The sequence below is a fragment of the Ruegeria sp. O11 genome, from assembly GCF_056535285.1.
In genome coordinates this window covers 99,119-119,327 of the sequence record NZ_JBQERS010000001.1, presented here as the reverse complement: position 1 = coordinate 119,327, position 20,209 = coordinate 99,119, and the positions used below count along the sequence as shown (strand labels likewise).

Below are 20,209 nucleotides of genomic sequence, written 5' to 3'. Positions count from 1 at the left end.
TAATATTGCATCAACTGCCTGTATTCCGTTTGGAGCAGCCATAGGCTGCGACCGCCGGGCAAAGCCCAGCCTCATGCGCAAGGCATGGCACCACTAGTCGTGGTTCCACGCCTCAGCATCGCCAAGCAATTGCAGCGCTATTGCGCGGGCCGCGCCTTCGGCGCTGGCATAGGTTTGATGATCGGGCAGCTCGTGCAGATCAAAGTGTTGTTGCGGGTCGTCCGGGGTCTCAACTCGGACATAGATCGCCCAGCCATCAATCAGTTCTGGATCATCACAATACTCCTGCCCGCCATCGGGCAGATTGCAGAACCCATGAAGATGCACGCTGGCGCGGCCCTCTCGGGCCGCCTGCCTGATGTCAGAGTACTTCATGGCAATCCTCGGCGCTTTCCTCGATGAAAAATTCGTCAGGCTCGCCGTTCAGGAGGGTGCCATCCCGACCGGTCAAGCCGATAGCCGACCCGTTCCGCATGAATGTGATGAAGTATCGCCCGAGGTCATCACGCGTCACCACATACCCGCTGTTGACCCAGTGAACGCGGTTGCCCGCGTCCACTGCTGTTTTGATCTCTTCCAAGGTCATCGCAACGCCTCCTCAAGGATTGCGAGTGCCCCGAGACAATCGTCGATATAGGGCTGCTCTTCGCCGTCCAGATCGTTCAGTTCCAGTCGGTTCAACACCGCGTAAAGCGTGGCGTGCGCCTCACGGGCGGCGCTTCGCAAGCTGACGGTATCTTCCAGACGCGCCGTCGCAAAATCATCGCTGTGATAGTCGGGAGTCATGCTGCCACCTCCTTGCTTTGACCTGCTGCTTGCAATGCAAAGTCTGCGGCTTTCTGCGCTTCAGATGCCGCACGAAAAATCGCCCGTTTGTCCTCTTTGAACGCTTTCAACCAACCTTCAACGTAGGCGGCGCTTTGGTCGAATTCCGGCGCGACGCCAATCTGAGCACCAAGAAAACAAGCGCCAATTTCTGCGACCAGTTCTTCAAAGGCATAGGCTTCTCGATTTGCAAACTTCTTGATCCGCTCCAGCCGCTTTTCGCTGCCGGTCCAATGGATCACCTCATGGGCCAACGTCCCATAGTAGCCTACTGCATCGTGAAACGTGGCAATCGGCGGCATGTGGATGTGATCTTTGGCTGGGCTGTAATAGGCGCGCGGATCATCACTGGTGAGGATCTCTGCCCCTGTCCGGCTGAAAAACGCCTCAAGCTCAGGATCTTCGGCTGTGCCAAGATCGCGCGGGGCCTCGGGCCGGATGTAGTAGTCCTCCGGCAAACCCTCGATCTGAGCGGCATTGAACACGCGATAGGCGCGCGCATAGGGCAGTTCTTCCTCAATGCCCTGCTCGTTCTCTCGGGTGAACGTCCCGTATTTGACCACAGTCGAAGACGTCTCGCCTTTGCGGACTTGGCCGCCCAGCTCTTGCGCCTGCTTGTAGGTCATCCAGCGGCTGGACACATAGCCATGCTTTGCTGCCATGACCCAGAGCATCAAGATGTTAATCCCGCGATACTCCTCGCCATTGTGTCGGGTTGGCAGGGCAATGCCCGACGCGCTCCCAGTCCACGGCTTGCGCCATGGCGGCGTGCCTGCCTCAATCTCTGCAATAATGGTGAGGGTGACGTGGGCATATACATCAAACTTCGGTGCCATTTGTGGCCTCCTCGATCAAAGTGACGCGGGAGAGGCTTCACGCCCCTTTCCGCCGATGGGCTGCGCCTCGGCCACCTGATCTGACCGAATACGCATGTATTCGGCGGAACAGAGTGGGAGAGGGCAAAGCCCGACCCACGGCCCTGAACGGGGCTGTCAATCGGCCACATTTGCGAAGAAAATGTCTGCGCCAAAATCAGACACCAATTTGCCCCGCGAGGAATGGCTCGCCAGCGAGACAGGGGAAATTGGTGGCTGATTTTGGGGATGGACTAAGGTTGACCGCCACGGTCAGGGATGTTGGGCGGACCCAACAAAAGGAATGATGCCTGGATCGGGGGGAGCGGGCCAACGGCCCGTTGAGCCTCGGTGCGGTCCGTATGGGAAAGCCGTCCTCACGGGACGACAATCATGTAATTTCGTGGTTAGAGTGAGCTGTGCAAGAAATTATTAGAATCATGTTTTCAAGGAACAAATCGTGCAAACAGAGGGCTCATTCGGTCGAACAATCCAGCTTTTCCTCGTAGACGGGAAGCCAACCGGGCTGCGAAAAGCGACAATCCATGGTTGGACAGGTTTGCTTTTTGTAAGCGGCGCTTCAGCTTTCGGCGACCTGACCGCTCGTGATGAAGTTGATCGGACCGGCATCTATATCCTCTCGGGCCCCGATCCCGAAAAAACCGGTGCCACCCGCACCTATATTGGCTCCGGAAATTCGGTGGCCGAGAGGATCAAGCAAAGCGCGATCAAAAGAGATTTCTGGGAAACTGCCATCACCATCACCACAAGTGACGATGACCTTTCCAAAGGACACGAGGAGTATCTGGAGGCGCGACTCATAGAGCAAGCCGCCCAGGCAGGCCGCGTCATGTTGGATAACGGCACGCAGCCGGACACAAGCAGGCGGCGACTGCCCGAGGCCGACGTAGCCAACATGGAGCAGTTTCTCTCAAACCTACGCATCATCCTGCCCGTAATCGGTCTGGATATGCTCAAGCCAAAACCACGCGCGGTAACACAGACAGCGAAGCCTGTTGACGAGCGGACCGAGGGCGAAGTGCAATTCGAGATCCGCCACAAGAGCGGCGTCAAAGCGACGGCTGTCGAAGAGGACGGCGAATTTGTTGTACTGGAAGGGTCCGAAGCGCTGACCGAAACTGGCTATGTCCAACTAAGCTACGGCAGCTTGAAGGAAAAGCTCATATCCGACGGCACTCTGGTCGCCGACGGCAATCAAAAACTCCGCTTCACGAAACCCTGGTCGTTCAATAGCCCTTCAGCCGCCGCTGCTGTCGTCCTGGACCGAAACAGCAACGGACGCCTGGAGTGGAAGGTCAAGGGATCAAAACAGACGTATCACGACTGGCAACAAGCAGAAGCAAAACAGCAATCGTAGGGCACCTCAACGTTTTGGCTAGACCTGCCCGCCAACACCTTTGAATTTTTCGACAAAAGCTGCAATCTTCTCGAAGACGGTCTTCTTTTTGGTCCGAAACTGCGGATTTAGTGGGCTCATCTCGGGGAGTATGGCATTGAGGTCAGCACTGTTTTCACTTGCATATTCGCGTTTTATGGAAGCAGAAATATAGCGCCTTGCCGCATCGGAATTTAGATCTTCCGACCTAATAAGCTCGTCTACCTCTTTGCGTTGCTGCTCCTGAGCAAAAGAGAAAAATGCATCGATCACGCCTGCCTTATCATCTATCTGATCAAGATCAGTCTGGTTGATAAAGTCCACAATCAGGCTCTCTTTGGCTCGGTTCCCAAGACTACCGCGAATGACGCGGCGAGCATCTTCAATCCGATCCCCTTTGCTCCTCACTTTTTTGTTTTTCTCAAAGATGAGCTCGAGGATGTAGTCGAGGTTGATTTCCTGCGACTTCAGAAGATCCACTTCGAAAACGACATCGTCCCACTCAATATTACTTTGTTCTTGCTCAGCCGAAGACTTTTCCCGGCGCAGCCAATCGCGAATGTCGTTGTATGTTGATCTGTAGTCTTGAACTGCTCGGTCTGAAGGCAGGTCTATCGCCGCTAGGTCGCGGAGGTCCTCGTCGCTCAAATAGTGCTTTTGCTTGAACTCCTCAACGGCAGCTGGATCTGTTAAATCCAGCCCCTGATAGGCTTTCAATGCTGAAAATTCGTCGTAGTTCCTGAGCACATTCTCAACTCTCAGATACTCACCAAAGAGCTTCGCGAACTCCTTTTTATCTACTTCTTTGACAATCTCGTCTGGCTTTGGGAAGCGCTCGGTCAACTCCTTCACGACATCAATGAACCCGCGTCGCGCCGCGCCGGTTTCCTGATCAACGAAACCATTCATGTACTCGTCGTAGCTCTTCTCAAGCACGACGTTCTTTGTGTTCTTGTCACCGAACAGCGTGATCGCATCAACGGTCGCTTGCTCAAGGTCCCTGAACGCCACGATATTGCCGAACGTCTTGGTCGCATCGTAAATCCGGTTGGTTCTGGAAAACGCCTGCATCAAGCCATGGAAGCGAAAGTTTTTGTCGACGGACACCTCCTCAAACTGGTTTCCTAAGGCAGTGCCACGCAGGTACTTCGGAATAGTAATTGAGTTTACAAGTTAGCGAGAACGAACTTCACGCCATCTGCGGCGAAAGATCGGTCAAAGCCGCTTCGCCAGTCGGACAATGGAAATACATCCGTGACAAGGCTCTCAAGGTCGATAGCGCCGGAGTTCATCAGCGCCATGGCCCTGTGCCACGAACGCGGCGTTGAGGCGAAACCAGAGGTGATCGTGAGCTCTTTGTAGCAAATAAGATCCGACGGCAGGTCCGAGGATTTCCCCGACAATCCCATTTGCACAATATGCCCGGTACGCGCCGCAAACCTGATCGCATCGGCGTATCCAAGAGCATTGCCGGAGCATTCGATCACCGTCTCAAAGCGGTTATGCGGCAAGCCATCGCCAACTTTCGAAACGTTGAAGCCAAGTTTCTGGGCCAGATCAAGGCGAAGTGCGTCGCGATCTGTCCCGCGAACGGTGACATCCGCTCCTTGCGCGGCGGCCACCTGTGCTGCAATCAGTCCGATAGACCCGGGTCCAATCACCAAGGTGGGCTGCGACGGTTCGACATATCCGTGTGTACCAAACATCGAGTTTGTGACGCAGGCCACCGGCTCGGCGAGGCTGGCAGCGGCATCTGACATCGCCGCCGGCACGCAGTGCAAACTGCCAACCGGGACTTCAACTAATGGCGCCATTGCACCGTTAACGTGGCTTCCGATGGAGCGACGATCGAGACAAAGATTGGGCCTCCCGCTCCGGCAATAGCGACAGGTTTCGCAAGTTGAAAAGAAGGTTTCGGCAACAAAGCGCTGCCCGATCAGAGCCTTGTCAACTCCTTCTCCAGTTTGGACGACTCTGCCACAGACCTCATGGCCCATCACAACAGGCGGTTTCACATTGTATTCGTTGCGGTAGATATGAAGGTCCGTGCCGCAGATACCTGCGGCGGCCACGTCAAGAACCACATGATCGGGTCGTGCGACCGGCTCGGGCCACTCCACGAGGTCGACATCCCCGGCTTTTTCGCTGCGCTTGGTGACACCTTGCATCATTTCATACTCCTCCCGTCCAGAAAAAATTCAATCAGTCGTTTGTAAGTGACAGCCATGCGGTCCACCGCTTCCGCGTCGTCGATGTCGCCGGAAAACCACGATTCTGCGGGACCACCGAAAATTGTCCGGCCAATCGCAAAACCTTGACAGCAGGCACTCTTACCGGCGAGGCGCAATGCAGCCTCAAGCAAATCAGCGGGTTCGTTCAGCCCCAACACAATCACTCCTCGACAGGTGTCGTCGTGTTCGCGGATCGTCTCGTCCAACTGCGTCCAACCGTCCGAAGTGGTCAGCGCGGGCAATTTCCACCAGTCGGGCCGCAATCCGGTTTCGTAGCACTGAGACACGCCCCGGATGAGGGTTTCGCCATCGCGCGGCATGTTGAGCGGTGGCACGAGTTCCAGCATCCATTCAGCGCCTGCGGCGCGACAGGACGCCTGGAGATACTTCAGCGTGTCGATCTGCTGAGCGCGCAGCTCGTCGGGATCGTCAGGAGAATACCAGACCAGAACTTTGGCAACCTGTCCCGGACGCCAGCTCGCAACGTCTTGTGCCAGCGCGTGCCCCGCTTCGCAGATCAAGGGGCGCGATCCGGTCACCTCGATGGGACGCCCGGTCCAGATACCGTCGTCCGCAAGCCGGTCGAGCACGGTTTGCCCATATTTCGGGTCCATGAGCATACCGGACTGCATCCCCGTTACGCCCTTTGCTCCCAAGCGCATTGCCTTGAAGACCAGGTTTTTAAAACGTTGGGCGTGTTCGTGCGGCCGATTGTGTTTTCTTACGAGCTCATCGAAGGGCTTTCGATGGTCACATGCCAGAGCCAGCACAGGTAGCTCCAGCGGCGGCCTACTGTGCGCTCGGTGCAGTTGACTCAGCTCCGGATCATCCTGGGCAACTCCATCCAGGAAGAGGTCGAGTTCGTCGGGATAAGGCATTTCCGTTGCACAGCCATGCCTCGTGGCCACCAGCGCTCCGGCGGCGTTACCTCTGGCCAACGCCACCTGTGGCGACGCGCCGACAAGCAACGCGGCAGTAAGATTGCCTAAGAACGCATCCCCTGCTCCTACCGGATTGACGACATCGATTTTGTGCCCTGCAACCTGAAATTCGGCATCGGCTCCCGACCAGCGCGCCCCGTTCGGCCCGAGCTTTCTGACCACCGTGACATCGGCGGGAAGTGTTATGTCACCGGAAAGGATCAGCGCTATCTCCTCTTCGTTGCCAACGACTATGGAAACCCGAGGCAGCAGGTCGCGCACGCGCGCCACTGACCCTTCCAGCCCGAGTTGGAATTCCGACCATAATGAGCGGCGTAAATCGATATCCAACACCAGGGGCACCTCTGCCGCCTCAGCAGCATCCACAATCGGCGAGGCCGCTCGCCAAGCCTCCGCGTCGGCCACATGAGTCCCGGTTAGCGCTAGGAACTGGGCGTTCACAAAGTAATCCGTCGGGATCTTGTCAAACTCGATACACGCGTCCGCAGAATTGGCCCGGTAGAAGTCCAGCTGGTCGGCCTCGCCGTTGAGCATGCCAAGAAAAGCTAGGGCCGTTCTCCGGTCCCCATTCACGGTCATGGCACGTGTATCAATGCCTTCTCGACGCAATGAACGCATCAGGTAGCGGCCCATTGGATCGTTCCCGACCGCCGAAATCAGCCCGACCGTTGCGCCAGCTCGCGCCGCTGCTATTGCCATGTTGCCACTGGAGCCACCCGGGTAACGTGCAAAACTTCGGGTTTCCTCCAAAGGACTGTGAAATTGCTCGCCATAGAGATCGACGGCGATCCGACCAAGAAAGACGGCATTAGGGGCTTGCACCATGTTTTAAACTCCGAGGTTCGGCTCAAGCGGCACAATCGGGCCGCGAGGTTAAGGCCGTCACCATACTTGGTGCCTCGGCCCGCCGGTGGTTTCCGATAAAGCGTTTCAAGAAAAGGATTTTTTGTGACTCCACCTCTACCGCTGCGCCTTCGATGCTGGTCAACGTTGTGGTGAGCGCGGTTTTCTTCGCGAGTGTCTGCAACAAAGCCTACTCCTTTGGATCTGCCGGGCATGTGTTGAATTTATCTCTTTGATATTTGATCAAAGATCATTCTAATTGTCAATGGCCGAAGAAAGCCCTCCACCTCAAAACTTTCTATCCGCTGAAGAACCTGCACATGCTCGTGCAGGCCTCTTGAGAAGACGGCTTCCATCAACCGTTGCAGGGCAAAAAAGCCTTTAGGAGACCCCTGTTTTCAAGCGGCGGCGTCTGTTCGATTGAACCGGTCTTCCGTACGCCCAAATGCAGGAAACTGATTGAACGAAGGCGTACCGATGCGTTTGCGAACTGGTTCGTTTTTCTCCATCTCTCCCCCCACACCAGAGATTCTCGGGCCCCCGTCTGGGAGGAAACGGAGGCCCGACTTGCCTCTAGTGAAGAAACAGGGTCGTGATTTGCGGAACCAGGAGGATGAGCATCAGCACCATGATCTGAATGCCTATGAAGGGCAGAAAGCTCTTGAAAATATCCGGCAGCGTGATGTGCGGAGGAGCAACGGACTTAAGATAGAAGGCCGCGCCGCCGAACGGTGGTGACAGAAAGCTGACCTGCATGTTCACGCAAAACAGCACGCCAAACCAGACTTGAACCGCCAACTGCGAGTCAAGCCCACCGGTCAACCCCAGTTCCTCCCAAGGAAGCTTGAGGACGATCGGAAGGAAAACGGGCATGACCAGCAGCACGATTCCGGTCCAGTCCATAAAGGCGCCCATAAACAGGAACACCAGCATCATGATCAGTAGCACGCCAAGCGTCGGCATCTCCAGCCCAACGATCAGGTTGGCTACATAGGTCGGGCCGCCGGCGATCGTATAGGCACCGGCGAGCGCAGTCGCGCCGATTGTCACCCATATGATTGTCCCGGTGGATTTGAACGTTCGCATCGACGCTTCGCGTAGCAGAACCCAAGAGAATTCACCGCGGAAAATGATCAGCAACAGCACTGCAACCGAACCGATTCCGGCGGCCTCGGTGATCCCGGTTATTCCGCCATAGATGGAGCCTAGGACCACGAAAACGATCAGGAGAGGCGCAACCATGCCCTTGCCGTATTCCCAAGCTGTCTTGGCTCTTTCAAGACCAACAACGAACATGAGGTAGGCAAAAAGCGCGGCCGAAAGAATGGCGGACTTGATCATGAAGCCAAGGGATACATAGCTCGTGTCAATCTCAATCGTCCCGAGCGTGTTGAAGAAGACCGCACGCAGGGACAAGATCAAGGACCCTGTGCCGACGATCATGGCAATCAGGGCGAGGCCGTACAAACGCTTTTCTTCACCTGACAAGTCATTCTCGGAAGTCTCTGGTAAAGGCGCCAGATCAGGTTGGATTCGGGTTCGGATCAAAATGTACGCAATGTAGCAGAACGCGAGTATGAATCCCGGGACAAAGGCTGCCTGGAACAGCGCATGGATGGACGTGTCGGTAACCAGGCCGTAGAAAATCAGAACGATTGACGGCGGAATCATTGTCCCCAGAGAGCCGGAGGCACAGATGGTTCCGATTGCAAGGTTCTGATTGTAGCCAAGCCGTAACATTTGTGGCAGCGCGATCAGTCCCAGAAGCACCACCTCGCCACCGATGATGCCGGACATTGCCGCCATGACAATCGCCATGAGCGCGGTGACGACGGCAACTCCACCGCGGGTGCGATTAAGCCAAACGTCGAGGGTCGAGTACATGTCCCGCGCGATGCCTGAACGTTCGAGCAAGTTCGCCATGAATATGAACAGCGGCACTGAGACCAGGACATAACTTGTCGTAATCCCGTAAATTCGCTGAAGCAGAATATTCAGCGGACCGGTGCCAAATTGACCGAAGAGGAGGTCGGGGCCAAACTTCATGACCATGACGACAACGGCCAGAAAACCTGAGGCAAATCCCAGCGGCATACCAATCGCAAGTAGGAGGAGCATTCCTACCAGCAAGACGAGCGAAATCGTTCCAATGTCCATAATTGCGTCTTTCCTTTCCGCGCTTCTCGGGGTTATTCTTTTTTGCTGTCGGAAGGGGAGAAGTCGTCGCTATCCTGGACTTCTCCTTCTGATGCGCCGTCAATCCAGTCTTCATGGTCCGCCGCTATTCCCGCCGGGCGTGCATCCAGATGATCTTCAGCGAGGTCTTCGAGCAGCTCTTCGAAGTCCTCTTCGCCGTAGTGTTTCTCTCCCTGTTCGGTGTTCCAATCGTAAATCAGGTTAGAAATCGCCTGGAGCGCCAAGAGCGCCATTGTGATTAGGATGAGTGGTTTGATGGTGGCCGGTATCGGTGGATTGAACTTCGTGCCGTACCGCTCCCAACTCAGGAGTTTTTCAACGGCCTCATTGTATCCGCCCCAAATCAGCGCCGCCGCGAAAATGCACACGCAGAAGGTTGAGAGGATATCGAAAATCCGCCGCAGCCAGAGCGGTGCCAAATCATAGAGAATGAATATCCGGATGTGACTACGCTGCTGCATAGAGTAGAGACCGGCCATCAGATACACAGCGCCCGCGACCCAAAGCGAGGTCTCATTGACCCATAGCGTTGGCCGCAAGAATAGGTAGCGTAAAACGACTTCCAGAAAGATGATCGAGACGATGAATGCCGGGAGCCACATTGCAACTCGGCTGATGCCCCATGTGATCGGATCCAGCAGACCTGTCTTTTCATGTTCGGTCATTTTCTTGGCCTCCCAGCGTAAACGCGTATTCACCAGCGTTTGGGTTCGGTTTTTATAAGTGCCACCGGCGGGAACCGCCGGTGGTTTTCAATTTTTTCACCTCTGCGAAGTCACTCCAGCAGGCCGATGCGCTGAAGGAATTCGACGTGGCTTTGAACCAGCTTGCCAGCTTCGGGGGATTTAGCACCCCAATCCTTCCACGCGGCCAACGCAGCGTTTCGGAAAGTCGCACGGTCTTCTTCCGACCAGTTGTATGTGGTCACACCCATCTCGGGCAATTTCTGCAGCGCCTCACCATTTTGGATCAGCGTCGACATCATCACTTCCATCGCCAGCGCCTTTTCAGCCACTTCGATGATTGTCTTGTGCTGGTCCGACAGTGCGTTCCAGACATCGGAGCGGCATGCCAGGTGGTCTGCCGACATCGAGTGGAAGCCCGGGTAGGTGGTGTGCTTGGCAACATCGTAAATGCCGATGTTCAGGTTGGTCGCAAGCGTCGACGCGTCGGCGCCATCGATGATGCCCGACTCAAGCGCCGTGACGATCTCGGTGAAATCCATGACGACAGGCTTGGCGCCGAGGCTGGAGAAGATGTCTGATTCCATACCCGGAGGCGAACGGAACTTGAAGTTTTCCAGATCAGAGATACCGTTCAGCGGACGAGAGGAGTTCAGCGATTCATGACCGCCAACATGGCCCCCAATGTAGGTCATGTTATGAGTCGCATAAAGTTCGTTGATCGCTTCTCTGCCACCGCCCTGATAGATCCAAGACATGAGTTGCAGCGGCGTATCGTAGCCGCCCATCGTATCTGCGACAAACTGGAATGCCGCATTCTTACCTACTTGGTAGCCGCCGTTGGTCATGTCACAATCGATGATTCCGTTTTTTGCGGCGTCAAAAGTTTCCGTGGTCGGAACCACCGCCGACGAATAGAACATCTCGATCTGAAGCGTGCCGTCCGACATGGTGGCTACGTCTTCGACAAACTTCTGGATTGCGACGCCGTAAGGTGACGATTGCCCCAGGTGGTTCTGGATACGCAGCGTCGTTTGTGCGGCGGCCGTCGTGGCACCCGCAGCGGTAACGGCGAGACCTACCAGAAGGGTTTTGGTTAAATCTTTGATCATGAGTTCCTCTCCTTTTTACTTTTTTTGCAGGCCAAATAACTAGGCCGGGTGTTTCAGCCGCCATGTCGACAGCAGCGGTATCTGCGACAGATTTGCACCTCCTCACGGGAGCATCCTGCCCAACGTCACCTCCCCGGAAGGAACGCAACGTCCGGGCCGTATCTCCTATCGGCGGCGCAAACAGGCGGCGCCGCCTAAGGCAAACAATCTGGCAACGTGCAGCAAACAGCCCTCCTTTGGATTTGCCGCGCGTCTTGATAATTCATGTTTGATATTTGATCAAAGGTCAATGATAAAATTTAGGATGGACAAAAGCGGTATGCGAGGCATATAAAAAATACATGCATGACCTTTCAAAAATGCAGCCGCTCAAGCGCGAAAACCTGCAGGATATCGTGTTTAGTAAACTGTGCGAGCTTATCCTCGAAGGCGGGCTAGAACCTGGTCAGCCCGTAACGGTCGCAACGTTGAGTGAGGCGCTTAGTGTGAGCCCTATGCCAATTCGCGAAGCGATGGCGCGACTAGCCCATAGTGGGGCACTGACACACCTGTCAGGTCGGTCCATGGGAGTCCCTAAACTCGAACGACAGGACTTGAGATATCTTCGAGATGTGCGCTGCGAAATTGAACCAGCAGCACTGTCTCGGGCGATCGACAATCAGACGCCAGAATTCATTCGGTCACTGGAAGATCATCTCACGGAAATGGTCCAAGCCGAACAAGCGTCTGACAATCATGGTTTCATACATTCTAACTACTTGTTCCACTTTACGATTTACGAGCAATCGGGAAATCCTGTCGCGCTCGAGATCATTCGCAACCTGTGGCTACGCGTATCCCCCTATTTTCATCTTCTGAATATCCGAGGTCACCTGCAGATTTCGAACGAAATCCACTTACAGTTGCTGTCAGCGATCAAAGAAGGCAATAAGTCGGAAGCGCGTTCTTGCCTTTCAAGCGATATCAATCGCGCTTACGAGCAAATGGTAACCTGTTTGTTTCCTGACACTCGTCAGTAAATGGCGTTCCGCCCTAACGTTCTGCGCCTTGATCGCGAGGGATTCGCATCGGCTGCTGATCTTAAACCCGCAGTCACCGTTCTTACGGAGGCGGATGTGGTCCGATCGATAGATGGCGACGCCGGCTACCCAAAGCATGAGAAGCGGTCAGTTCATGATCGCGCAAAGCTTGTTGAACATGCAGCCGTTGGGTCCGGGCACCCCGTGCTGGTTCTGCCATAGGCCTTTGAAGGTCAGGTTTCTCCTGAAAAGGTGGCCGTATGCTGGGATGGCAGCCGGGAAGCCATGAGGGTATCACCTGTCCGTCGTCAGGGGTTTTGGGCCTGAGAGGGGCTTGATCTAAGAGAGGATCTGGCTCATCTGGTTGGTGTGATTATGCGGCGGATTTGCGGTGAAGCAAGCGTCGCGTTTCGATGGTCTTTCGTTTGATCCTTTCTCGTTGTTTTAGGATGGTTTGCCCGCGCCCGAAGTAGACATCTGCGGGCGTGAGGTTTTGTAGGCTCCCGTGATAGCGCCTGTGATTGTAGTGATCGACGAAGGTGCCGATCTGACGTTCCAGGTCGCCGGGCAAGAAATAGTTTTCCAGCAGAACCCGGTTCTTCATGGTCTGATGCCAGCGTTCGATCTTGCCCGGGGTTTGCGGGTGATACGGTGCGCCCCGGACGTGTTCCATCTGCTGATCTTCAAGCCATTCGGCCAGTTCACCCGAGATGTAGCTGGACCCGTTATCGCTTAGCAGTCTTGGCTTGTGCAGGACCGTTGCCTGATCACAGCCGGAAGCTTGCAGGGCCAGATCCAACGTGTCGGTGACGTCGGCCGCCTTCATCGTGGTGCAGAGTTTCCAGGCGATGATGTAGCGGCTGTAGTCGTCCAGGATCGTACTGAGATAGAATCAACCCCAACCAATCACCTTCAGGTAAGTGAAGTCGGTTTGCCAAAGCTGGTTTGGGGCTGTCGTCTTGTCTTTGAACTCGTCTGCAGCTGCCAAAACCACATGAGCTGGGCTGGTGATCAGATCCTGCTCTTTGAGAACACGATACACCGTAGACTCTGAGACAAAGTATTTTGCCGTGTCGGTGAAGCGCACGGCCAGCTCCCGAGGCGATAGCTCGCTTTCCGCCAGAGCCAGATCCACGATCCTCTGACGAACCGGGTCGGGAACCCGATTCCAGACCCGTGAAGGTCTGGGACTGCGATCCTCCAGGGCCTCCGGACCGCCCGCCAGATACCGATCATACCAGCGATAGAATGTGGATTTGGGAATGCCGAGCTTATCCAGGGTTCGTTTGGTTGGCAGATGTGACTGCTCAACCAAACGGATGATCTCCAGCTTTTCAGATGCGGGATGTTGCCGCTGTCGTCGGTGTTGACGAAGAGGACACCGCAGCGGTCCCAGAAGTTCTTGCCGTCTTTTTCGCCGGATTTGACGTTCAGTTTCAGAGTTTGCGTAGCCAATTTTCAATCCTCACTTTGAGTGTTTCGATGAACATGGCCAAAGCGGGCACCAAGGGGATGTCAGCGGGATAATTGCCTCGCGAGGAATGCGCTGGCGCAGGGGAATTTTCTTGTTGGAGCGGTGCTTGCTCCGCGTCTGACACGGTTGCCCGCTTATGTTCAGCAATCAGAAACGCGGCGTAGAGGATCTGAGCTTGGCTATCCGTCTCTGAGCTAGCCGATCAAAACTGGCATAGGAAGTTTCAAGATCTGCATCGGGACTGCAGATTGCTCGAAGCCAATATGATCTACCGATCATAAAGCGGAAATATGATCTGCGGATCATACGGCATGAAAGGCAGCCGCCCGACGTCGTACTCCAGCAACAATAACTTCCACCAATGGCTGTGGAAACCCATCCGGCAAGTCTGCGAGTGTCTTGTCCAAGGCGGGTTCAAGCTCCGCCGCGATGCCCGACAAGACTTCTTCCGCCAGCGCCACACCGTAGCCAGCCGCCTTTGCAGCCTGAAGGAAATGGCGCGGCACCACCTCGTTGATCCGGTAGTGACCGTCGACCGCCATCGCGAGGCGCATCCGGTTCTGGCGAATTTGACCGTCATCCACCGCTTTTTGGGCACTCAACACATCATAAAGCGGGGTCATACGGAACCCGCCAGGACGCAATGCAATGCTGAAGTTCTTGGCGTGCCCGTCGGTTGCTCCCAAAAGCCAAAACAGCACCTGCGCGCGGAAAAACACGCGCTGATCCGCCTCAGGGTCATCACTGCCAGTCAGCAACCCGATCCCTTCGGTGATCCCCGGCCCGCCATCCATTTGATATTTCTGACTGGGTGGAACTGTGAGCGCCTGGCAAAAGTCTTCCTGCGGGAGGCGGATCAAGCGGCCATCTTTGGTCCAGCGCCGATCAAACCGCGTCACGACAAGGCTCCGCACGTCTTCAAAGTCGGCAATCTCGACCTCCGCGACATCCATGCCCATGGCACGGCAAAAGCTCATGCAGAAATACTCGTTCTCGACGCTGTCGGACAAATCGATCCCTGCAGGCAGGACACCAAGCTGGGTCTTGAGGATATGGGTTGTGGGGGTAAGTCCCGATGGACGGATCCACGTGCCTTCATGGCGCAACAGCGCTGTTTTCTCCTGTGCCCCTGCGATAGAAATGCGAAAGTCGTCTTCCTCATCCAGGCCGAGCGGAGCGCTCGCGAGGTTGCGCAACATATCCGCAATCTGTGCCTCGGATACGGGCTCCCCCTCGAGTGAACCAACCTCGGGAACCTCACCCGAAACGAACTGTAAGGCTCCCACGCAATCGCGTCCGATCTTCTCCAGCATGTGCCATGCGTCCGTGCCGCCAGCACGCACACGAGCGGCAACGCGTTCACGTATCGCCTGATTGTCCGGCAGCAGGTTTTCCAGGTAGGCAATGACAGGGCCGCCTTGGTGCGCCTCTTCGCGCAAAGGCAGGGACAGCGAGATGGGCATGGCATGTTCCCACGCCAACCAATCCGGATCATAAGTGAAGCTGATTGCGCCCGAACCCGCGAGACGCAAAGCCCCAACCAGCCTTCCATTCAGAAGCACCTGCATCGTACCGCTACGCCCGCGTTTGGCCATCAGAAGATATCCTCAATTTCAAGCGAACCGCAGCGCTCCACCAATCGGAACTCAAGCCCAAGTGCCGCCATGACAGCGAGCACCGTTGCGAGCTTGGTTCCCGCGTCACCGTTTTCCAGCGACGAAATCGTCGCGACGCGCAAATTCGTACGCGCGCTGATGTCGCTTTGGGTCCAGCCGCGCGCTTTGCGCGTCCGGCGAAGTGCCTCGCCGATCTGCTCGGCCGTTCGTGCTGTGAGGTCCATGGTGTGGCTCCTTTTACGGCACAGCGTAAATTAAAACAAATTACGCTGCAACGTAAATATCTACTTTTTGCGCCATGGCGTAACAATCGAGCCGCACTTATGCCTGCAGCCCTGCAGCTCGAACTTGCTCAGGCGTCACCAACTTTGACGCAATCAAATCCTCAATCTGCCGGTTTGTGATGTGGCGGCACAGGGGATGGCGCTCGTGGATCCATTCGGCAAGGCTGGCGCGCCCTTTGGCTTCGGCCTCTCGCGCCTTCTCGCGATCGGCCTGTATCTGGGCGAGCCCCTTCTCCCATCGGCGCATCTTGAACCAATTGTCCGAGAAACAGACCTTGCTGCGCGTGTAGCCCTCGCTTTCCTTGGCATAGGCTTTGACCGCCTGAAGCAGGTCATCGGGCTTCACCCCGGCCTTCACAGCTGCCGCGATCAAAAGCAGACTGGTCCGCCGGTCTCGGATCCTGTCTTCTGGATAGGCCGCCAAGATCTTCTCAGCTTCAAGATCTTCAACCTCCTCCTCCGCCTCGCGCCTGCGCGTAGGTGGTTTATGGATGGTTTTAGGATGGTTTGGGGTCCACCGTGAACCCCGTACCCCGTTCACCGTGGACCCCGTACCGGGTTCAGGCTGGACGGGGTTCACAGTGACCCCCGTCTCAATGTCGGGCTCAGCCGTGGGCTCAAGCGCGGCCACGCGTTCCAGAACGATGCGGTAAATAACGGTGTAGCCGTTCTTACACTGCCGCCGCCCAGTCTCGATCAGAATGCCTTCCCGCAGGAAGTCGATGATAGTGCGCTTGACCGTGCTCTCGCTGAGCTCTGTGTGGCGCTGGATCGTCCCCTTGGAACACCAGATGCCCGAACCGTCATCGCTCGCCTTGTCTGCGAGAAACATGATGATCTGTTTGCGCGCGGCACTGCCAAAGCGACGCTCTGCGCATTCGTTTGCGATGCGCCAGCTCATTGGGCCACCTCTCCGGTCAGAGGTCGCGAAAAAGCCGACTGAGCGTTTGCGAAGCGGTAGTGGATCATGCTAACGTACTTCGAAAGCTGACAGGCTTTTTCTATTTGGCCCCGGTTCACAGTTGCCGCTGTGACGGGGCCTTTTTCGTTTTGAACCGGCGAATTTGGCTTTGAAACTTTCGCTTTTTGTTCACTCTTTGTCAGGGGGTGTTTTGCACCCTTAAACCTTTGTTTTCGCGTCCGTTCTTTCTGGATTGCAAATCCGTGTACACCGGTTCGATTCCGGTACTCGCCTCCATTTCATTCTAAATCATTGACTTAGCCCTGTGGTGCTCGGGTGTGACACAAAGTGGGACACACCTACAATGATGCAGTCATCCTACCTAAGCCATTCAAGACACGGCGTTTATTACTTCCGCTGGCCTATCCCTCCGTCTTCTGAGCAAAAGAGAACATCTGTCAGAATATCGCTGCGTACCCGATGCCCGCATAGGGCTAGTGATCTGGCGCGATTTCTAGCATCTTGCGGTCGATTAATACCGGATCAAGAGAACGTGCCACGACTAAGACAAGACCAAATCCGATCAATGGTGCATCGGTACTTCAAGGCTTCGCTCGACAAATACTCGGAACGGCTGAACGACAAGGGTTATTTCGAGAAAGCTGTAAGCGCAATGCAGCAGGAATGCAGCGTATGGTTCCTCAACATCATGGATGAAGGTGACGACGACAACAAACGTACAAAGTCAACTGCAGCTCGACGGAAAGTCCCGGTACACCCGGATTTGATCGGCGTAGGCTTCCTCGAATTCGTGGACAGAAGATCGAATGGCACCCGGTTATTCCCAGACTACAACTACAACGCCAACGGTGGCTATGGTCGAACCTTGGGGCGCTGGTGCAATGAGAGTTTTCTGCCTAAGCTAGGGCTTAAGGAACCCGCGCTAGTATTTCACTGCCTTCGCCATACAGTCGTAACACGACTGAGCCAAGCGGATGTTCCCGAACCTATTGTGCAATGCATCGTTGGCAATGCACGATCAGGTGTCAAGCAAGAGGTCTATAATCGGGAAGGCTACACGCTGGCCCAATTGAAAGAGGCCATTGACCGCATCACCATTGACAAAGCCAACTGACCGATACTCGGGTCGGGGCCATTCCGCATGGCCTCTTCCATCTTCAAAGCAAAGTGGCCAGCTTCAATCCGCACTGCTTCGAGCACTATGGAAGTCACTTTTTCTATGACCTCCGCTCTGCTGTCCGGGCCAATCTTTTCCATGCCGCCCATGACTAAGAAAGTACGCAACGATAAACGCCGCGTTATGTGTGCAGTTATCAAGGTCGGATGGCAGCAAGTCGAATGCCTGCAAAGTTCGGTACGATGCGCGAAGTGCATCTGCAGTAATCTATTTGTCCTAACAGTCGTGTTTGATTGCAGTCAAATTGCCAAACATGATGCACTAGCAATGTAGTGGTCAGGCGACTTGTTGTTAAGTTTCATGGTGCTTTCTTAACTGCGCTGTGTACCAAGTATCGACCGTTAAGACACTACCTTCTTAGATAGTCATATTGCGTATCGGCATCGAAACTTCGGCTTCCGCCATCGCGAACATCCAACACGAGGATGAAGGCTACGGGCGAAACAACAAAGAACAGAACCAAGGCGGCTACCTTCAACCTTTCGACCACCATGTCAGCATCTAGTCTGCTCTGAGTATAGCGAACGAACTTCACACCACCCCAAACAAATAACCCACATACGGCAAGTACGATTACTCCGAGATAGGCAACAAGAAACTCGTCGCTATTCTGCGTTGCAATGCCCAAAATCGAAGCGGCACCGAAGAAACTTATTAGGATGTAGTGAAGTCGCGTCATCGTATATTCTCGAATTGGTCGGCTTTTCGTGACTTTTTGCCCCAGTGGTGGGGAGAGACCTTCTCCAGTCCCGGCAAACTAGCAAGAGTAGAAAAAGGAAACGGACCACCTGCATAGCGCGCCTTTAGTGAATGCAGCGCCAGCAGGTTGTTGCCCTTGATGAGCAGGTTGTTGCCCTCCGAAGTCATGTACTCAGGTCTATACCTACTCTCACGATCAAGCCGTTCTTTCTGTCTACCTATGCCAAGCGGCATGCCCTGTCGCTTCACGTGTGCCCTCCCCCGCACCCCTGTGCGCGATGCAACGCAGTCTGCAAAGGTTCTTAGCTTCGCTGTAGGGAAGTAACCACCCTAATCAATCGAGTTCGATGATCGACCGCAGTCTCGGGTGAGTTAGCCCTACAAGAGTATTAGGTGCCAGACGGACCGCGATGTTCCGGCCCGGCTGGTCTTCGCTAATTCCACCAAGGCAGTTGGTATAGCTGATGTACCATTCAAAAGACTTACAAAGATACGTTAGCCAGACTGGTTTTCTTCCTCATCAGCACCCATCGCGATGTGAAGAGCTTCGTGGATCATGAAAGCCTCCAGCAAGGACAGACCATAACCTGTTCCAATTGGGATCATGTCACTAGAAATCGTCTTATTCACGTAGGCTTCGACGTCCCATCTCTCTCTTGCTCTTGTTAGATTTTGTAATTCCATTCGGTACATCGCATCTTCGAAGGCGTAGTTCGCTATTCTGATTGCCTTTTGGCGCAATGCGCCGGTTAGGCCCGGGCGACCAAACAACGGCGTCGCGTTGAAACGTGCAAAAAGATTATAGATGGCACCGTTTTTTTTGAAGTTTCTCGAGGAAATTGAGAGAGGTAAAGCGGATTTGTTGCCCAAGCATCTGCACCAGCGTATCTCACGCGTCTGCGATCGAGAGCTGTTAGGTCTAATAAACCCAGTCAGTTCTGCCTAAGAGCAATACAGGCACTCAGAAGAGCTGGGGGAAGCAGAGATGCTATCTATTTTTCACACTATCCAATGCTGATTGGGCCGTTACCTCATCAACCACCAACGTGTTAATATGTTGGCCATTTAATGCAGCTAAGATCGGTTCAACTTTCTCTTTACCGCTCGCTACGCCAATTCGTATTGGAACCAACTTGGCGTCTAAAAGCGGTAGGCTGACAAGTCTGGAGTTAAGCTCACTACTGCACAACTCTCCTTCACAATCGACCAGATGCCCGAGCAGTTCAGCCCTAACTCCGCTGTTGTACAGCTTTACCCGTTCCTCGTCAGACAACGGATGAGCTTTGTAGTAGGTCGCATCCTCATCGGTTACTGCACCCAGCCCCAATAACGAGACATTTGCGTTCCGTGCCTGATTGAGCACATCGCTGACCGCACGGACCGACAGGAGCATGTCGCGCTCTTCCTTGGTATCTGCGTGCAATGGAATGTGGATAAGAGTTGCCGTACCGCCAAGCCCATCTGCAATGCGCGTTGCCAGATGGTTTACGTCTGTATAGTGCTGTCCCTGAACACCGCCCGTCATTGGTATGACAATGTTCGACGTAGCTCCTTGAGGTTGGAGGTGATTGGCAACAACGCTCAGGGCTTTGCCTCCCGAAATTGCGATGACATCGTCCTCTTTCACAATGTCCTGAAGATGCTGAGCTGCCGCCTTACCGACCAAATTCAGCGTGGTACCCGCATTCTCGGTGACGGTATCGACCACAAGAAATTCAACACCGGACCATCGCTGTTTCAGTTGGTTTTCCAGATTGAACAACCGCTGAAACGGGCTGTGAATACGAAATTCGACCATACCCATTTCGCGGCCCTGCTTGATAAGCCGGTTAACTTTTGCAGTCGACAACCTTAGATTTTTTGCGATCTCGGCCTGCAATTGACCTTCATGAAAATGCAGGGTCAGGACACGTGCAATCAGGCGCACGGTTTTTGGG

The 20,209-nt window shown here is 54.8% G+C and carries 21 protein-coding genes and 1 pseudogene; 4 read left to right on the top strand and 18 right to left on the bottom strand.

Annotation, left to right across the window (positions count from 1 at the left end; all coding sequences use genetic code 11):
* Window positions 1–93 precede the first annotated feature (93 nt).
* Genes ACRZ91_RS00570 through ACRZ91_RS00555 form a run of 4 tightly spaced genes read right to left on the bottom strand, consistent with a single transcriptional unit; the run spans window position 94 to window position 1,661 of the window.
* Window positions 94–375 carry a hypothetical protein gene (locus tag ACRZ91_RS00570; RefSeq protein WP_170610017.1) on the bottom strand — a complete coding sequence of 94 codons (282 nt, stop codon included), beginning with the start codon at window positions 373–375 and terminating at the stop codon, window positions 94–96.
* The gene (locus ACRZ91_RS00565; protein ID WP_170610016.1) at window positions 362–586 is read right to left on the bottom strand and encodes a hypothetical protein; all 225 of its coding nucleotides are present in this window, start codon (window positions 584–586) and stop codon (window positions 362–364) included. Before ACRZ91_RS00565 ends, ACRZ91_RS00570 begins: the two co-directional genes overlap by 14 nt.
* Entirely contained in the window at window positions 583–786 is a 204-nt protein-coding gene (locus ACRZ91_RS00560; protein WP_170610014.1) for a hypothetical protein, read from the bottom strand. Before ACRZ91_RS00560 ends, ACRZ91_RS00565 begins: the two co-directional genes overlap by 4 nt.
* Window positions 783–1,661 (bottom strand): zincin-like metallopeptidase domain-containing protein, encoded by an 879-nt coding sequence (locus ACRZ91_RS00555; RefSeq protein ID WP_170610012.1) that lies wholly within the window; start codon window positions 1,659–1,661, stop codon window positions 783–785. Before ACRZ91_RS00555 ends, ACRZ91_RS00560 begins: the two co-directional genes overlap by 4 nt.
* 478 nt (window positions 1,662–2,139) lie before the next feature.
* Here ACRZ91_RS00555 and ACRZ91_RS00550 point away from each other — a divergent pair, with 478 nt between their 5' ends.
* Window positions 2,140–3,057 (top strand): GIY-YIG nuclease family protein, encoded by a 918-nt coding sequence (locus ACRZ91_RS00550; protein ID WP_170610010.1) that lies wholly within the window; start codon window positions 2,140–2,142, stop codon window positions 3,055–3,057.
* Window positions 3,058–3,075: 18 nt separating this feature from the next.
* Here ACRZ91_RS00550 and ACRZ91_RS00545 read toward each other — a convergent pair whose 3' ends face one another.
* From ACRZ91_RS00545 to ACRZ91_RS00520, 6 genes are all read right to left on the bottom strand, one after another.
* Window positions 3,076–4,182, bottom strand: a complete 1,107-nt coding sequence (locus ACRZ91_RS00545; protein ID WP_480782737.1) for a type I restriction endonuclease subunit R, EcoR124 family — start codon at window positions 4,180–4,182, stop codon at window positions 3,076–3,078.
* A gap of 59 nt (window positions 4,183–4,241) precedes the next feature.
* Window positions 4,242–5,246 (bottom strand): alcohol dehydrogenase catalytic domain-containing protein, encoded by a 1,005-nt coding sequence (locus ACRZ91_RS00540; protein WP_170610009.1) that lies wholly within the window; start codon window positions 5,244–5,246, stop codon window positions 4,242–4,244.
* Entirely contained in the window at window positions 5,243–7,072 is a 1,830-nt protein-coding gene (locus tag ACRZ91_RS00535) for a PfkB family carbohydrate kinase (RefSeq protein WP_170610007.1), read from the bottom strand. Before ACRZ91_RS00535 ends, ACRZ91_RS00540 begins: the two co-directional genes overlap by 4 nt.
* A gap of 591 nt (window positions 7,073–7,663) precedes the next feature.
* Complete coding sequence (locus ACRZ91_RS00530) at window positions 7,664–9,247, bottom strand: TRAP transporter large permease subunit (protein ID WP_170610003.1); 1,584 nt, start codon at window positions 9,245–9,247, stop codon at window positions 7,664–7,666.
* 32 nt (window positions 9,248–9,279) lie between these two features.
* Window positions 9,280–9,951 (bottom strand): TRAP transporter small permease, encoded by a 672-nt coding sequence (locus ACRZ91_RS00525; protein ID WP_170770243.1) that lies wholly within the window; start codon window positions 9,949–9,951, stop codon window positions 9,280–9,282.
* A gap of 110 nt (window positions 9,952–10,061) precedes the next feature.
* Window positions 10,062–11,081: a TRAP transporter substrate-binding protein gene (locus tag ACRZ91_RS00520; RefSeq protein ID WP_170609999.1), complete on the bottom strand. Its 1,020-nt coding sequence runs from the start codon at window positions 11,079–11,081 to the stop codon at window positions 10,062–10,064.
* Between the two features lie 359 nt (window positions 11,082–11,440).
* Between ACRZ91_RS00520 and ACRZ91_RS00515 the strand changes: the two genes are divergently transcribed.
* Entirely contained in the window at window positions 11,441–12,100 is a 660-nt protein-coding gene (locus ACRZ91_RS00515) for a GntR family transcriptional regulator (protein WP_170770241.1), read from the top strand.
* A gap of 373 nt (window positions 12,101–12,473) precedes the next feature.
* On the opposite strand, the pseudogene ACRZ91_RS00510 reads toward ACRZ91_RS00515, so the two are convergent.
* Window positions 12,474–13,460: pseudogene (locus ACRZ91_RS00510) on the bottom strand (IS3 family transposase); the annotation flags it as partial.
* Here ACRZ91_RS00510 and ACRZ91_RS00505 point away from each other — a divergent pair.
* A complete protein-coding gene (locus tag ACRZ91_RS00505) occupies window positions 13,439–13,627 on the top strand; it encodes a hypothetical protein (protein WP_170770090.1) in 189 nt (62 codons plus the stop codon). The pseudogene ACRZ91_RS00510 and the gene ACRZ91_RS00505 sit on opposite strands and share 22 nt — an antisense overlap.
* 249 nt (window positions 13,628–13,876) lie before the next feature.
* On the opposite strand, the gene ACRZ91_RS00500 is transcribed toward ACRZ91_RS00505, so the two are convergent.
* From ACRZ91_RS00500 to ACRZ91_RS00490, 3 genes are all read right to left on the bottom strand, one after another.
* Window positions 13,877–15,169 (bottom strand): type II toxin-antitoxin system HipA family toxin, encoded by a 1,293-nt coding sequence (locus ACRZ91_RS00500; protein WP_170609995.1) that lies wholly within the window; start codon window positions 15,167–15,169, stop codon window positions 13,877–13,879.
* Window positions 15,169–15,414: a helix-turn-helix domain-containing protein gene (locus ACRZ91_RS00495; RefSeq protein WP_170609993.1), complete on the bottom strand. Its 246-nt coding sequence runs from the start codon at window positions 15,412–15,414 to the stop codon at window positions 15,169–15,171. Before ACRZ91_RS00495 ends, ACRZ91_RS00500 begins: the two co-directional genes overlap by 1 nt.
* Before the next feature lie 97 nt (window positions 15,415–15,511).
* The gene (locus ACRZ91_RS00490; RefSeq protein ID WP_170609991.1) at window positions 15,512–16,375 is read right to left on the bottom strand and encodes a hypothetical protein; all 864 of its coding nucleotides are present in this window, start codon (window positions 16,373–16,375) and stop codon (window positions 15,512–15,514) included.
* Between the two features lie 553 nt (window positions 16,376–16,928).
* On the opposite strand from ACRZ91_RS00490, the gene ACRZ91_RS00485 reads away from it, so the two are divergent.
* Window positions 16,929–17,510 carry a site-specific integrase gene (locus ACRZ91_RS00485; RefSeq protein WP_480901827.1) on the top strand — a complete coding sequence of 194 codons (582 nt, stop codon included), beginning with the start codon at window positions 16,929–16,931 and terminating at the stop codon, window positions 17,508–17,510.
* Between the two features lie 412 nt (window positions 17,511–17,922).
* On the opposite strand, the gene ACRZ91_RS00480 is transcribed toward ACRZ91_RS00485, so the two are convergent.
* From ACRZ91_RS00480 to ACRZ91_RS00465, 4 genes are all read right to left on the bottom strand, one after another.
* Window positions 17,923–18,252: a hypothetical protein gene (locus tag ACRZ91_RS00480; protein ID WP_480901825.1), complete on the bottom strand. Its 330-nt coding sequence runs from the start codon at window positions 18,250–18,252 to the stop codon at window positions 17,923–17,925.
* Complete coding sequence (locus ACRZ91_RS00475; RefSeq protein ID WP_480901823.1) at window positions 18,249–18,521, bottom strand: hypothetical protein; 273 nt, start codon at window positions 18,519–18,521, stop codon at window positions 18,249–18,251. Before ACRZ91_RS00475 ends, ACRZ91_RS00480 begins: the two co-directional genes overlap by 4 nt.
* Before the next feature lie 246 nt (window positions 18,522–18,767).
* On the bottom strand, window positions 18,768–19,142 hold the full coding sequence (locus ACRZ91_RS00470) for a hypothetical protein (protein ID WP_480901820.1): 375 nt from the start codon (window positions 19,140–19,142) through the stop codon (window positions 18,768–18,770).
* Window positions 19,143–19,260: 118 nt separating this feature from the next.
* The gene (locus ACRZ91_RS00465; RefSeq protein ID WP_480901818.1) at window positions 19,261–20,199 is read right to left on the bottom strand and encodes a sugar-binding transcriptional regulator; all 939 of its coding nucleotides are present in this window, start codon (window positions 20,197–20,199) and stop codon (window positions 19,261–19,263) included.
* Window positions 20,200–20,209 lie beyond the last annotated feature (10 nt).

Excerpts from the sequence above, each read along its gene's own strand:
- ACRZ91_RS00570 (WP_170610017.1), bottom strand. The coding sequence starts at position 375 with ATGAAGTACTCTGACATCAGGCAGGCGGCCCGAGAGGGCCGCGCCAGC.
- ACRZ91_RS00565 (WP_170610016.1), bottom strand. The coding sequence starts at position 586 with ATGACCTTGGAAGAGATCAAAACAGCAGTGGACGCGGGCAACCGCGTT.
- ACRZ91_RS00560 (WP_170610014.1), bottom strand. The coding sequence starts at position 786 with ATGACTCCCGACTATCACAGCGATGATTTTGCGACGGCGCGTCTGGAA.
- ACRZ91_RS00555 (WP_170610012.1), bottom strand. The coding sequence starts at position 1,661 with ATGGCACCGAAGTTTGATGTATATGCCCACGTCACCCTCACCATTATT.
- ACRZ91_RS00540 (WP_170610009.1), bottom strand. The coding sequence starts at position 5,246 with ATGATGCAAGGTGTCACCAAGCGCAGCGAAAAAGCCGGGGATGTCGAC.
- ACRZ91_RS00535 (WP_170610007.1), bottom strand. The coding sequence starts at position 7,072 with ATGGTGCAAGCCCCTAATGCCGTCTTTCTTGGTCGGATCGCCGTCGAT.
- ACRZ91_RS00530 (WP_170610003.1), bottom strand. The coding sequence starts at position 9,247 with ATGGACATTGGAACGATTTCGCTCGTCTTGCTGGTAGGAATGCTCCTC.
- ACRZ91_RS00525 (WP_170770243.1), bottom strand. The coding sequence starts at position 9,951 with ATGACCGAACATGAAAAGACAGGTCTGCTGGATCCGATCACATGGGGC.
- ACRZ91_RS00520 (WP_170609999.1), bottom strand. The coding sequence starts at position 11,081 with ATGATCAAAGATTTAACCAAAACCCTTCTGGTAGGTCTCGCCGTTACC.
- ACRZ91_RS00515 (WP_170770241.1), top strand. The coding sequence starts at position 11,441 with ATGCAGCCGCTCAAGCGCGAAAACCTGCAGGATATCGTGTTTAGTAAA.
- ACRZ91_RS00505 (WP_170770090.1), top strand. The coding sequence starts at position 13,439 with ATGCGGGATGTTGCCGCTGTCGTCGGTGTTGACGAAGAGGACACCGCA.
- ACRZ91_RS00500 (WP_170609995.1), bottom strand. The coding sequence starts at position 15,169 with ATGGCCAAACGCGGGCGTAGCGGTACGATGCAGGTGCTTCTGAATGGA.
- ACRZ91_RS00495 (WP_170609993.1), bottom strand. The coding sequence starts at position 15,414 with ATGGACCTCACAGCACGAACGGCCGAGCAGATCGGCGAGGCACTTCGC.
- ACRZ91_RS00490 (WP_170609991.1), bottom strand. The coding sequence starts at position 16,375 with ATGAGCTGGCGCATCGCAAACGAATGCGCAGAGCGTCGCTTTGGCAGT.
- ACRZ91_RS00480 (WP_480901825.1), bottom strand. The coding sequence starts at position 18,252 with ATGACGCGACTTCACTACATCCTAATAAGTTTCTTCGGTGCCGCTTCG.